A 14938-nucleotide genomic window follows, 5' to 3' on the forward strand; every position below is an offset into this window, starting at 1 on the left:
ATAAGCATTATAAGGAGAATTTGATATAATAAAAATAATTATTTTAAAGGAGCAAAATGGAAGCAAAAAAACACAATTATGATGCAAGCAATATTAAATTCTTAGAAGGTTTAGAACACGTTAGAAAACGTCCTGGAATGTACATTGGAACCACTTCTAAAACCGGTTTACATCACATGATTTGAGAAATCGTTGACAACTCTGTGGATGAATGTATGGCTGGATTTGCAAACCGTATTGATATTACCATCACTAAAGATGAACATATTATTGTTGAAGATAATGGTAGAGGAATTCCTGTTGGTATTCATGATCGTTTTGGAATTAGTGCTTTGGAAGTAGTTTTAACTAAGCTTAATGCCGGTGGTAAATTTGAATCAAATGCCTACAAAGTTTCAGGTGGACTTCACGGGGTTGGAGCTAGTGTTGTTAATGCACTTAGTGACAGCATGAAAGCGTGAGTTAAAAGAGATGGAAAACTTTATTATGCTGAATTTGCTAACGGGGGACACACCGTTAAATCAACTGAAGTAGTTGGGGAAGTTCCTGAAGGAGTTACCGGAACTAAAATTGAATTCCATCCAGATTACACCGTAATGGAAAAAGTGCCTTTTGATAAAGAATTAATTATTGATCACGCTAAACAAATTGCTCACTTAAATAAAGGTTTATTTGTTTCTGTTACCGATCATCGTGATAATTCATATCAAGAATTTCAATATGACAACGGAATTATTGATTATGTAAAAGAATTAAACGAAGGACATAATCCAATTAATCCAGAAATTATTTATGCTGCTGGCGATTTTGTCACTCACACTGATGAAAACGGCAATGACATTTCAATTGGAGTAGAAGTAGCTTGTCAATACTTGTATAACTTCTACCGTAGTAATATCATTTCATATACCAACAACATTTCAACTCATGAGGGAGGTACCCACGTTTCAGGGTTTTACGATTCATTAATTAGAATTGTTAACAATTATGCTATCGAAAAAGGTTTTGTTAAAACCGATGCTGAAAAATTTGCTCGCGAAGATTTAACTGAAGGGTTAACAGCGATTATTTCAATTAAACACTCGGACCCACAATTTGAAGGTCAAACTAAAGGAAAATTAGGTTCTAAAGACGCTCGTCAAGCTGTTAATAGAGTCTTTTCTGAAGTGTTTGAACGTTTATTAAATGAAAACCCTGATTTAGCTAAAAAAATCATTGAAAATGCTACATTAGCTCGTAAAGGAAGATTGGCTTCCAATGCAGCTAGAGATAGCGCTAGAAGAAAAAGTGCTTTTGATAATGGAGGACTTCCAGGTAAATTAAGCGATTGTTCAAGTAAGAACGCTGAAATTAGTGAACTTTACATTGTCGAAGGGAACTCTGCTGGTGGTAGTGCTAAAATGGGTCGTGATCGAAATACTCAAGCGATTTTACCGCTAAGAGGGAAAGTTATTAATGTTGAAAAAGCTCGCCAAGAAAGAGTTTTAGAAAACGAAGAAATTATGTCTTTAATTACTGCTTTGGGAACAGGTCTTGGAGATACTTTTGATATTAATAAATTAAGATATCATAAAATTGTTATTATGACTGACGCTGACGTGGATGGTTCACACATTAGAACCTTGCTTTTAACTTTCTTTTATAGATACTTTAGACCACTCATTGAATATGGTTTTGTGTACATTGCTCAACCTCCTTTATACAAAATTCAACAAGGTAAAGTGGTTGAATATGCTTATAATGATGCTCAAAAAGATGAGATTATGGCCAAATTAAATTCTGAACAAAAAATTAACATTCAACGTTATAAAGGGCTTGGAGAAATGGATCCTTCTCAACTTTGAGAAACAACTATGAATCCTGAAAACCGTAAAATGTTACAAGTACAAATTGCTGATGCATATCGTGCTGATATGGTCTTTACAACCTTAATGGGTGAAATGGTTGAACCAAGAAGAGAATTCATTGAAAAGAACGCTAAATACGTTAAAAATATTGACTTATAATTAATCGCCTTAAGGCGGTTTTTTTGTTTAAATAAAAAAGAAAGCCTCATTAAAAGGCTTTACTTGATTTTAGACTCTTGTCCTTTTAAGAGGCGTTTAATGTTTGAATGATGTGAAATAATTAAAAGAATTAGTGAAACAGTAGCAATTAATGAATTTATTCATCAATAAGGATTATTTTGCCCAGCGGTAACAGCTAAAATACCTGTGACAATTCAAGGAACATACATTAAAGCAATCATCACTGTAGCGGTTAAAATACTTGAAAGGGACACCATTTTTTTAAGATATAAAGAACCAAAGAAAATTAGTGCAGCAATAAAAAACAATGTAATGTTAATTGAAATTAATAATCCAACTGAACACGCAACGGCTTTACCGCCTTTAAAATCAAAAAAAACTGGAAATACATGACCAAAGACAGTTCCTACTCCAGCCAAAATTGGAAAAAACACAATTTGTGAATAGTTGCTTTGTCAAGCGTAACTTATAAAATAAGCACTATACACTGCAAGAACAGTTTTAGCAATGTCAATTATTAAAACCACAAAAGCAAATTTTTTACCAAATGCACGAAGCGAATTAGTGGCTCCAGCATTTTTAGAATAATGATTTCTAACATCATCATTTTTGTATTTTTTACTTAAAATAATTGATGTATTAAGTGATCCTCACAAATATCCGAGTAAAAGAGCTGATAAGTTAGCTACAATTGAATAAAAAACAATCAAATTCATAGTTTTCAAATTATACCAAAATAAAAAAGTGCCTTATTTAGGCACAATTACATTTTAAAATTAATGATTCTTCATCCATTTCTTGTGGTTTATCAACTCCAATATAATCAAGAACTGTTGGAGCAATGTTAGCTAATTTTCCATCTCTAAGTTTAAGTGATTTGTCAGTGGTAATGAGCATTACTGGACTGCTGGTGTGTTTTGTAGCTGGTTTACCGTTTTCATCTTCAGTAATTTCAGCATTACCATGATCAGCTGTAATAAAGACAGTTACATCATTTTGTTCGGCAAATTCTACTACTCTAGCAATTTGTGAATCAAGCACTTCTACTGCAGTAATTGCTGATTTTAAGTTACCGGTGTGTCCAACCATGTCTGGATTGGCGTAGTTCATAATTGCTACATCATAATTTAATGCATTAGCAAGTAATTCATCAGTAATTTCTTTAGCTGACATTTGTGGAGCATCAGCGTATGATTCTACTTTAAGAGAAGGAACCATGATCCGATGTGAGTTTTTAAACTCAATATCATTTCCTCCATCCATAAAGTAAGTTACGTGAGCGTATTTTTGGGTTTCAGCTAATCTTAATTGAGTTTTGTTAGCAATTTCAAGAACTCTACCAATTGGCATAGAAATTTGCATCTCTGAGAAAGCAACAACTGTGTCGATTCCTTCATATTTCATCATTGACACAAATTTGTTAACTTTTACTTTGTTTTGTGGTTGAACATCATAAAGTGAAGAATTTACAAACAAGTGAGTAAGTTGTCTTGCACGATCTGGGCGGAAGTTAAAGAAAATAATGCTATCGTGATCTTTAACAAAGTATTTCGCATCTAAAGTATTGTTATATGCAGGTACAAAAAATTCATCAGTAACATTGTTTTGATAACTTTCTTTTACATACTCTTTAATATCGCTAAAACTTGCTTGTGATTTCCCTAACAATGCATCATAGCCTTTTTCAACTCTATCAAACATACTGTCACGATCCATTGAATAAAATCTTCCTGCAATTGAAGCGATTTTATAATCATATTTGTTTGTAAGTTCAATTAATTTATCAAGTGAAGATTCAATTGAAGCAGGAGCTACATCTCTACCATCTCCAAAAACGTGGACAGCTACATTTTTTACTCCATTTTGATGTGCAGCATTTAAAATTTCAAATAAGTGTGAATCAAGTGAGTGAACTCCTCCTGGAGAAAGAAGACCCATAACATGTAAAGTAGCGTTATTTTGTTTAACGTCTTCAAAAGCTTCAACAAAAGCTTTATTACTTTTGAATTTACCTTCATTTAAATCTTTAGCTATTAATGATAATCCAGTATACACAACAGTTCCCGCACCAATGTTAAGGTGACCAACTTCTGAGTTTCCCATTTGTCCTTTAGGAAGACCTACATATTCTCCTGAAGCTTGAATTAATGAGTTTGGATATTCTTTAAATAATTTATCAAATGTTGGGGTCTTAGCTAATGCAAAGGCATTTCCTTGAGTTTCTTTTCTAAGACCTAATCCATCAATAACAATTAAAATTGTTTTTTTCATATTTTCTCCTAATGATTTTATATTTTACGTTGTTAATTAGTTTATCAAAACAACACACAATTTGTGTTGTTTTAATTGGTTTTTTTATCTTTGACAATATCTTTTCATTTGAAAGGAAATTGACTTGGAGTGCTTCTTTTTTTGGTAATTTCTACAATTACATTTTGTTTATCAATTGCAGGAAGTGCGAATTCTTTAACTACAATATTTGTGGATAAAAGTTTTAAAATATTTTGAGCATCGTTTAACTCTTCTTGATATTTTCTTCCTTTAATTAGTGACATTTTTCCATTTAATTTAACCAAATGAAAACTTGCCATAAGCATTGTTTTGATAGTTCCAACTGCTCGAGCAGTTACTACATCAAATTGGTTTTTTTGCAAAACTTCTTCAGCTCTAATCTTTACAACTATAACATTTGTTAGTTGTAATTGTTCAATAACAATATTTAAAAAATCAACTCTTTTTTGTAATGGTTCGTAAATGGTAATTTGTTTGTGAGAATTTACAATTGCATATGGAAGCGAAGGAAAACCAGCACCAGCTCCTATATCTAAAATTTGGGTGTCTTGCTTTTCGATTATTTTATTCATAAATAATAACGATTCTAAAATTCCCTCTTCTCAGAGCTTATCACCTGAAAAACCAGTTAGATTCATTACTTTATTTTTTTGTTCGATTAAATCTACATATAATTGCAGTTTGTTAAAGTCTCAATTATTCTTTAAACACAACTGATAAACAATATCTTTATTTAGCACGCAAATCAGCTTTCATTAATGAATATACTTCAGAAACACTACTTCCGCTATATTGTGCTTGAATTACTTTACCTAAAAATTCTCCTAATGATACAATCTTGAGTTTTGAGTATTTAGAAGCAAGCTCTCGATTGTCAATACTATCAGTAACAATGACAGCTTTAACAGCATCATTGTTTTCAAACATATCAAAACCTTTAGTAAATAAACCATGGGTTGCCGCTAAAATGATATCTTTAGCACCGTTTTTCTTCAATGTTTCAGCAGCTTTAATGATTGTGCCTCCAGTATCAATAATATCGTCAATGATAATGGCGTTTTGATTTGAAATATCACCAATAAGACCCATAACTTCAGTTTGGTTTACATCGGTTCTTCTTTTATCAATAACACAAATTTTAGCTGTGTCAGATAAAATTTCAGCTAATCTTCTAGCTCTTACTGTTCCCCCGTGATCTGGGGAAACAACAGTAAAGTCTTGATCATATTCTTTAAGTGATTGAGCAATTGTGTATTGAGCGCGTAAATCATCAAGTGGCACATCAAAAAAACCTTGAATTGATGGGTTGTGCAAGTCAACACAAATTAATTTAGTTGCTCCAGCTACTTGTAGTAAGTTAGCTACTAACTTGGCACCAATTGGTTGTCTACCGCTGGCCTTACGGTCTTGACGAGCATAACCATAATAGCTTAAGCACACAGTAATGGTGTTAGCACTTGCTCTTTTAAGGGAGTCAATAAAAAGAAGCAATTGCATAATATTGTCATTAACTGGTCTTGCAGTGTTAGCGATGATAAAAACATCTCTACCACGAACTGTTTGATCAGATACAAGCATATTTTCGCCATCAGCGTATGTGGTTTTGTGAATTTTAGTAAGTGGTATTTGAACTATGTCTGAAATTTTTTGAGCTAATTCAATTGAATTGTCCATTCCAAATAAAATAATATTTTTCTTTTCCATTTTTCCTCTTTATGAATTAATTTTTTAATAATTAAATTATATAATTTAAATTATTAATATCTTTTAAAATGTGTAAAGAAAAAACTTTTTCACTTTGTTTTTTTTAAAATTGATGTAATATTATTTTAGTGGTCGCGTAGCTCAGTTGGATAGAGCACAAGCCTTCTAAGCTTGTTGTCACAGGTTCGAGCCCTGTCGTGATCGCCATTTTTTTATTTCTTTTTTTAATAATTTTCTTTTTCTCGGTACCAAAGCAAGAAAAAAAGCAGAAAAACTGCTTTTATTTTTTTTATTTTTTAAGAATCCTTACGTATTTTAAATCAGAATTTGTCAATTGTTGCTGCATATAATGTTTGTCTTGCTGAAGATTTAATGAGTTGTGTTTTGTTATTTGCGACATAATCAGTTGCAGGTATAGGAGTTAATCTAGCAGATTTTAGATCATTAAAGTTTGTTCTAGAAATAGGAGCTTGACCTCCATTAACAGGTCAAAGTGGTGATGCTCCGACTGAGTTTGATGAACCTACTGGGAATAAGTTAAATCTATAGGCTCCAACAGGAGCATTAAAGACTACTCCACCAGGACCTTCTGCGTTTCCGCTAGCAGAAACCAATGAATAAAACTTAATTAGTTCTTCTGGACTATAGCTATAAGAACTACCAGCTGCACGAGCTCTTACTCCGAGTTGTCTAGCTCATTCTCTGTCTTCAGCTGGGTATTGATTATTATTTGCAACCACACCTACTTTATTTACAAGAGTTCTAGGTGCAAGGTTAGAAACAGCAAGTTGAATAGGTGAATAAAGAACATTTTCCAATCATGTATTGAAGATGTAAAGTTTTTTGGTTCTAACATCATAATCAAAACCGAATCTATATTGATTAAAGCTAATTCCACTACCAAATTCATTTGAGTTTCATCAACCTGAAGAATTAGTAATTCTATATTCTCCATGAACTCTATTATCATATCAAATTGGAGTATTGGTTGGAGCTCCTCACTCTCCATTTGTTGGATGTCCGGCAAATCTTCCTGGAATCATTTGAAGGAAAATAAGTTCTTTAAGGTTATCGTCTCCTCAAGCTCTAACTTTTTCAATTGATGAATCACCATTTAAAATTACGTTATATGTAAATGAAAGAGCTGTTTGGTTTAAGAAACCGAAGTTATATCTATCGTTTTCTCTGTCTGGATGATTATCTATTAAGGCACTAGTTCTATAACCGATATCTGAAACATTTTCTGGTTTTGTTCAATTTCCTGTCGGTTGAATTGTTCCGTTTCTTGGATTAGTTCCAGAATTAAAGTAGTAACTATTTGTTGAATCTAGATCTAAAATAGCTTCCTTAAATTTGTTGTATGCCTTTTTAATAACATCATTTTTAATTTTAGTTTCTTCAGCTTGTGTCATTCCGGTTCTGTAGTCAGGAACAAGTCATCCGGCTTCATCAACATTAAATACTTCTTGTCTTGCTGCGTATCCAATATTGTTATTTCTATCATAGAAAATATCTGAAGAACCACTTACTAATGAAATTCTATCTAATGTATTAAAGGTAATATCAACTTCTTTTTCAATTTCGTATTCACCAATTATAGAGTTTGGTGATTCATATTTATATACAATTTTAGCTTTTAATGTTTTTCGATCTAGGTCATCTTGAGTTGGAGCAATGTATTTAAATCAACCATTTTCGTCATATTTTTTAAGATATATCTTAACTGTTGAGTTAGAAAAGATTGAACCAATTTGATCTACATTTGTCACGTCTTTTTTAGTGAAAGCAAATTGAGTGAATTGTGATAAGAAGTTATCATTATTTGAAATAAGTAATTTATCTGAATTATCTTTAGGCTGAATGGTTTGGAAGAATTCAGAAAACTTTTCTCTTGTTACATCTTTTTCAGTGATAATTACTTGATATTTGTGTTCAAAAGGTGTATTTTTTTGTCCTAATGTAGATGGTAAAGGATTATTTAATGAAGGATTTTTTTCTAATTGAGTGAAAAGAAGTTTTTTCTTCTCAGGATCATTCATTCAATCTTTGAAACTTGTTGCATTTTCAATAACTAAATACACATATTTTGATAAATCACTTGTTTTGTTTCAATTTTGTGGAGCAAATGAATCAGCTGTTCTTGATATTAAATTATTGATTTTTGCTCTATAAGCATCAACAAAAGTAGCATATTGTGTTTTTAATTCCTGTGTGTATTCTGACTGGGTTTCAAAACGAATTGTTGAATATACATCCGCAAAGACTTCTTTTAAAGGATTATATTCAATTAATGCCAATATAACTTCTTTGACTTTTGCTTGATATTCATAGAATTGATTATTTAGCGCATCTAAGCGAACTGCAAAACTTGAAAGAGTTGTTGAGTCATTACTATCTTTTACTCTTGTATATTCATTTGCTAAAAGATCATATTGAGTTTTGTATGAATCAAAAAGATTCTTAAGAATTTCAATATCATTATAATCATAAACATTTTCGGTTTTGTTTTGGATTATTTGATCAAGTAATGTATTGAGTTTTACCATCTTGGTATGGAATCCATTTTCAGCTGAAAATTGTGGAACACCGTCACTATCTTTGGTTAAATTAGTGTTTGTAGGGTCTTGTGCAGTAGCTAACTTTGCATCAAATTCAACTTTCACTTCATTGACTAATGAAGTAACTTTTTCCTTACCTTGAGCTTGTAAAGCATCAATTAATTTATTAAGTTTTATAGCAAACTCTTGACTAGTTGAAAAATCGCTGGCTAATGAATCATCGATTATGTTTTTAGCATTTAGTAAATTTGCGTATGTTGTTGTATTAACGTTAGCACCACGACGAGCTTGGGTGTTTAATACTCCAAAATCAGCAACATAATCATCTACTAGCAACTTAATTTCAGAAACTTTAGCTCTTAATATTGAATATAATCTAAAGATCTGTGAGTTTACAATTGCTTTGGCTTCAATTAATTTGTTATTTGTATCTGCAAAATTAAGAGAAGCGGAGTTATTGATTCCGTCTTGAATCTCATCAATAGCAAAATGAATAAAGTCTTGTACATAAATTGTATCAACTGTATCATTATCATTTTGTTTAAGAAAATCTAATTTTTCATTAATAAAAGTTTTTATTGAATTTCCTTCTTGTAATTGCACTGGTAATTGAGCTTTTTTGGCTGTAATTAAACTTTCAATTTTGTTATGTAATTTAACAATTTCTGCCAATTTTTCGTCTTCATTGTTTTCTGTACGAGAGTTTATAACTTTTGAACCGTTGTTTTCAGCATTAAGTAAATTTTGAAGTTCGTCAAAAATTCTAGTTACTTCATCGCTATCAATTAAAGAATCTTGAAGTTTTAAGTAATTTTCAGAATCATTGATTTCAGCTCGTAAATTGATCGCATTTGTTAAGACATAATCAATTAATGTGTTTCTTTCATTTAATCTTAATCCGTTTGGTTCTCTAAAATATTTGTTATATAAAGGTTCAAGCTCTGCATTTGGATCATTAAACTCAGCAATCAAACTATCGAATATTCTTTGGATAACAGCTCTTTCAGATTCTGTTAATGTTTTGTTGTTATCGAAACGATTTTTAACCCTAATGTAATTGGTTAAAAATCTTATTCTAAAGTATTTGTTATTAACTGCCTCTGATACTTTAACAACGCTGTTTTCGTCTTCAAGAGCAATTTTTTCAGTGTTATCGTAGTATTCTAGAGCCTTATTGATTAGTTCTTTTGCCTCGTTTATTTCATTTACAACGACAAGATCTTCACTAAAAATAGTAGTTAATAAATTATCAAGTTTATATACATTAGAGGCTAAAGTTTTTAAATCGGTTAAATGTCTTTGAATAATATATGCTTTATCTCTAAGTTGATTAAGTTCTAAATTACCATTTTGTTGATATTCAACGGAAGTGTTGTTTTGTTCTTGTAAGCTTGAAACTAAAGCGCTTAATCTAACTTGTAATACTGATTGTGAATTTTCAAACTCTGAATTTTGAATCAATTCAAAAATTTCATTTGTTTCGATTCTGAACTCATTGACTGTAATTCAGTGTTGCTTAATTTGATTAAATTCAGCAATAAGTTTTTCATAAGTTTGATCTCAAGTGGGAGAATTTAAATTGTATAAGTCAGAAACAGTATAAGCGTTGTTAGATTGTTTTCCTAATTTAGTATCAGAATCAACTTCTTGTACTGGCACTGAATCTCATAATAACTTTGTAAGTTGATTTGCATCAGTTAAATTACCTACATAACCTTGATTTCTAAGTTGTGAAATTTTATAAGAAATCTCACTTTGTTTTGTTACAAGTTCTTTTATTTTAGTTGCCTTTTTATTCAATTGTTTTAACGCTTCTACTGTTTGAGAATCAACTGATTCAATATTAGAAGTTGTTTCAATTAAATTTATATATTCAGTCAAACTATTTTTCTTACTTGCTCCATCAGTTCCGTTATAGGTATAAAAACTTATCGGTTCAACAACTGAGGTTTCACTACCATTAATAAGTGTTCTTATATCACTTACTATTTGAGAAAGAATATTTGCCTGTTTTAGTTTCTCAATAACAATTTCCAATTTTTCGTTTAATTGTGTATATTCTTGACTTTGTGTTGCTTGTGTGTATAAATTACGTGCCTGAGCAACTAAATCTTGAACATCTTTTGAATATTGTTTTGATGAAACAAAATTGTTTTCAGAAGATTTCTCAACTTCTGAAATACCAATTGAAACTGTGTTTGCCAAAGTAGCTATATTATCTTGATTTTCTTGCAAGAAGTTAACTCTGTCACGAAGTGGGAATAATTGTTCTTTTGTTGTAGCAGCTTGAGCATCTGAAATAATTTTATCTAGAGCTGCATGAATAATACCAGTTGCATTTTCATCAACCCCCGCAGGTTTAGCTGAGAATTTTGTAGCTAGTGTAGATTTTAATCCAATTTCATTTTCATTTATTTTTCTGTTAATTTGATCACGAAGAATTTGAACTGTTACCTCTTGATCATAAACAACTTGTAAATCGCGCTTTAGCTGAACTAAATTATCATAATCATTATCTGCTGAAGGTTCAGATGCGCTTAAAGCGTCATTCAATCTGCTAATTGATTCTTGTTGTAAAGTTGAATTGTTTTGGTTATTTTGAAGCGTATCAATAAGGTCGGCTGTATCTCTTTGCAATGACACAAGTGTAGTGTTATGAGTAATTTTTTCTCTTAAATCTTTTACTCTATCAAGATCAGTTTCAGCATTATCTAATTCAGCTAAAATACTGCTTTTAAATGAAGAAGTTCAATCTTTGATATTTTGATGTTTATCAGTAGAACCAAAACTTGATGATTTTGTAAAATTGTAAAGTTTGTTTAATTCATAAAGTGCTAACTCTTTTTCATAAGCTAGTTTAAGAATATCTTGGTGTTTCTTGATTTCTTCAAATCCCACAAAATTTCTTCTATTTAAATTCTTGTCATCAATAAATGCGTTTTTAGATTTTTCGTAGTAACGAGAAAAGTTGGCATTTGAATCAGCATTTCGTAAATTTGCATATGCAGTATCCAATTGAACAATTAAATCGTCGGTTTTTTGAATTTCGGCATTGAAATCTACAGTTAATTTATCTTTTTTAGCTTTGAATTCTTGAAAGTCAGCAATAAGTTTTTCTTTATGTGTATTTACTTGTTCTAGAGTTAAAGTGTCATTGTATAATGTTTCGTTTTTTTGTTCTTGAATTGATGAATTTAATTCCGCAATAGATTGATAAATTTTTCAGTTTTTATTTTCTTCTAATTCATTTTTGTAACTATTGAAAATATCTAAATAATCTTTTTTAGCGACAGCGATCGCTTTAGCTTCTTTAACTTTAGCAAGTTTACGATCGATTTCTTCAAGCGAATCATCTACAGATAGATCGCTCTCCCCAATGATGTTAGCTAAATATCTAGCAATTAATTGATAATCATCATTATTGTATGTGTTAAACAACACCATTAATTCGTTAATTGAATTTGCTAAATCTCTTTCTTTTTCAAAGAATCTTCCTGATTCTTTTAACTCCTCTAAAACAAGAGAATCTTTTTTGACAGTTGCATAATTATTAACTCTAGTTAAAGATGTATTGAAATTTAGTGCACTTTGTGAATTTGGATTTTTTTGAACATTTTGTTGAATTTGATCATTTAAAATTGTTATTTTGTCTTGATAGTAAGCAATTTCTATTTCTTTAGCTCTTTGTATTAAAAATTCTTTTTCGTTTTCATAAGCGATTAAGTTGGGAATATTTGAACCATCATTCATTGCTTCAATTAAAGAATCAGCATTTTTAATTTCTTTATCAGCCAATTCAAAAGCGTTTTTAGTTAATCTTGAGGTATATTCCTGATCGGTGTATTGAGATACCACATTTCTGAGTTGTGCTTTCTCTTTTTCAAGATCGAACATTGTTTGAACGATGCTTGTAACACGATCTATTTTATTAGCTAAAGCATCAATTTCATCATCATCTAAGAATGAATTTGCTCTATTTTTCATATCTTCATATTGTTTTAATAGTGCTTGAGCTCCCGGAGAAGATTTATCATCACCATAAGTAGAATCGATTTGAGCTTTTAACTTATTTAATCTTTCGTCCAAAATGGCTCTAACATTTGCATTCTTAGCTTCCTCAATTGCCTGTTCTAATTGTTTTTTAGCTTGCTCAACTTCTTCAGGAGTTGCATTAGGATTTTTGAATAAATCATTTAGTGAATTTCTTAAATTATCTATTTTATCAGTGTAAGGTTTTAAAGCGTTTGCATACGGACTAGCTTTAAGTTTATTTGAAAGTTCTTCACCTTCTTTATCTTTTTGACTAAGTTCAGCAAAAGCAGGACCTGTTTCGATCATTTTATTTAATTTAGCATTCAAATCAGCAATTTCATTAGCTATATTCTGATCTTGAGTTCCATTGTTTATTTGTTGTCTAAGTTCTGCTAATCTGTTTTTAATTGCATCATATGCAGCAATTCTATCCTTTTCATTTTTAGTAAAATCGGTCTCAGGATTATTATCGTCAAAAAGAGAATTTAAATACTTATCCGCTACTTTAGCAACGTTCTCGGCATCAGATTGAGCAATAGCATCTTTGGATGTTTTTAAACCAAAGTGATATTTTTTGATATGTTCAATCAATTCTACAGAAGTAATAGGATTGAAGTCTTTAACAAAAATATTGCTATCTTTATTTAAGTTTTCTAAATAGGCAACTGTAGCATCATTGTTTGGATACTTTGCGTCTTTTAGAAGTTCGATTTGATTGTTGGCTTGAATTACAAGATCTTTTAATTCATCTTTTAGAATAATTCTAAACTTTTCGTTTAATTTATTTGCAACAGCTGCAATATATGTCGAATTAGTATCAGTGATATAAGTTTTTGAGACTTCCGAATTGATTAGAGCAATTTGATTTTTAATATCTTCATTTGTATAAGGAGAATTAATTAAAAATAATGATTGTTCTTCGAGTAAGTTGAGCTGAGAATTATAAAACAATGCACTATTATATTCGTTAGTTGTGTATTGTTCTTTAACTTTTAGTTTATTTAAGAGTTCTTCATAAGATTTAGTAGAAGTTATTAGTACTTCAAGATCGCTGTTTAATTGATTTCTTTTGCCTTGCGAAATAAGCTTTTCAAGTTGCATTTTGTCATATGTTTGTTGAAGATTTTGGTAAAGGTTATTGGCTAATTTTAAATTGTAGTATTTGTTAAATAAATCATTTTTAGCAACGATCAAATCAGTTTTATCGTTAATTACATTAGTTTTGTCAATAAGAGAAATCAAATCTGTTTTTTTACTTAGAAAAACATCTGAAAATTTATTGATGTAATCTTTTAAATTGATTACAACTTCTTTTAATTGAGAAATACTTTTTTGCTTATCTGCAAGTAATTGGTAAAAATTCAAAACAGAGTTTGATAAGTTTTCAATGTCTGTTTTTGAAGAAGTTTGTGTTTGGTCTATTTTGTATTTATTTAAAAATTTATCAATTTCATCTTTAGTTCTGCTATCAGTGTCTGCAGAATTATAAATTTTGTCGATTTCTTGTAAATATTCATTACTTTGATTTACCAAATTTTGAGAAGAATCTCATTGAGATTTTAGATTTTTGTCTTTTAGTTGTAGCTTTTGATCAGCAATTTGAACTTCGTTTAATCTAAATTTTAAATTAATGATTTTTGAATACACTGAGCTCATTGACTCTTCTAATGAGTCTTTAAACCCTTGGTATTCATATACGTTCATATTTTGAGCTGATTGTTTAAGAGAATCAATATAAATGTTTAATTTTTGATTTTGATCAGCAACCTTTTTAGTTATTTCGTCTGCAAAATGTTCTAAAGAAGCAATTTTGTCTTCTTTGGAGCTATTTACATTTTCCAGGAATTGATCTAGTGATATTTTTCTTATTTCTCTTAATTGTTCGTTAAGATCCAACTCTCTAACTCTTTCTTGCTGGTTGTCAAGAATCAATTTTCAAAATTTAGGAACATTTTGTTCTTTTTCAAAGTTTGATTTTTGATCGTTTGTAATATAAAAATTAAATATTTTTTGCTGGGTAAGGTCGATTATTTCAAGTTTAGAATCAAGTGTTATTTCTGGATTGTTTCAAGCTTGTTTTGCTTTTTGAACTTCTTCTCTAATTTCTTGAATTTGTTCCTTAGAAACTTCGTAATATGGAGAATAGAATCTGAAAAGATCCTCACTTTTAAGCAAGTTATTATAAACAGTTTCAACTTTTCTCTGCTCTTTACTATGAATAGCAAACAATGTAACTGCTAATCCTATATTTACAGGTAAAACAATGGCAGCACTAATTGCTAACCCTTTTTTTACGTATTTTGTGTTAATCTTGGCTCTCATATT

Annotated in this window: 6 protein-coding genes and 1 tRNA gene; 2 read left to right on the forward strand and 5 right to left on the reverse strand. The window is 30.3% G+C overall.

All coding sequences use genetic code 4. From position 1 onward, the window contains the following. Window positions 1-56: 56 nt before the first annotated feature. Window positions 57-2006, forward strand: coding sequence for a DNA topoisomerase (ATP-hydrolyzing) subunit B (gene gyrB, locus EXC45_RS02775; RefSeq protein ID WP_036434686.1), 1950 nt, complete (start codon window positions 57-59; stop codon window positions 2004-2006). 59 nt (window positions 2007-2065) lie between these two features. On the opposite strand, the gene plsY is transcribed toward gyrB, so the two are convergent. The 4 genes from plsY to EXC45_RS02795 form a co-directional block, all read right to left on the reverse strand. Next, entirely contained in the window at window positions 2066-2743 is a 678-nt protein-coding gene (gene plsY, locus EXC45_RS02780; protein ID WP_051616973.1) for a glycerol-3-phosphate 1-O-acyltransferase PlsY, read from the reverse strand. Window positions 2744-2780: 37 nt separating this feature from the next. Beyond that, window positions 2781-4298, reverse strand: coding sequence for a 2,3-bisphosphoglycerate-independent phosphoglycerate mutase (gene gpmI / locus EXC45_RS02785; protein ID WP_036434688.1), 1518 nt, complete (start codon window positions 4296-4298; stop codon window positions 2781-2783). A 71-nt stretch (window positions 4299-4369) separates the two neighbouring features. Beyond that, window positions 4370-5059, reverse strand: coding sequence for a 16S rRNA (guanine(527)-N(7))-methyltransferase RsmG (gene rsmG, locus EXC45_RS02790; protein WP_084272224.1), 690 nt, complete (start codon window positions 5057-5059; stop codon window positions 4370-4372). Then, the gene (locus EXC45_RS02795) at window positions 5049-6023 is read right to left on the reverse strand and encodes a ribose-phosphate pyrophosphokinase (RefSeq protein WP_036434692.1); all 975 of its coding nucleotides are present in this window, start codon (window positions 6021-6023) and stop codon (window positions 5049-5051) included. The genes rsmG and EXC45_RS02795 overlap by 11 nt, the downstream gene beginning before the upstream one ends. A 130-nt stretch (window positions 6024-6153) precedes the next feature. On the opposite strand from EXC45_RS02795, the gene EXC45_RS02800 reads away from it, so the two are divergent. Continuing rightward, a tRNA-Arg gene (locus tag EXC45_RS02800) sits at window positions 6154-6230 on the forward strand. A gap of 89 nt (window positions 6231-6319) precedes the next feature. Here EXC45_RS02800 and EXC45_RS02805 read toward each other — a convergent pair. Beyond that, window positions 6320-14935 carry a hypothetical protein gene (locus EXC45_RS02805; protein WP_036434693.1) on the reverse strand — a complete coding sequence of 2872 codons (8616 nt, stop codon included), beginning with the start codon at window positions 14933-14935 and terminating at the stop codon, window positions 6320-6322. Window positions 14936-14938 lie beyond the last annotated feature (3 nt).

Source organism: Mycoplasmopsis columboralis (genome assembly GCF_900660675.1).
Taxonomy (GTDB): Bacteria; Bacillota_I; Bacilli_A; order Mycoplasmatales; family Metamycoplasmataceae; genus Mycoplasmopsis; species Mycoplasmopsis columboralis.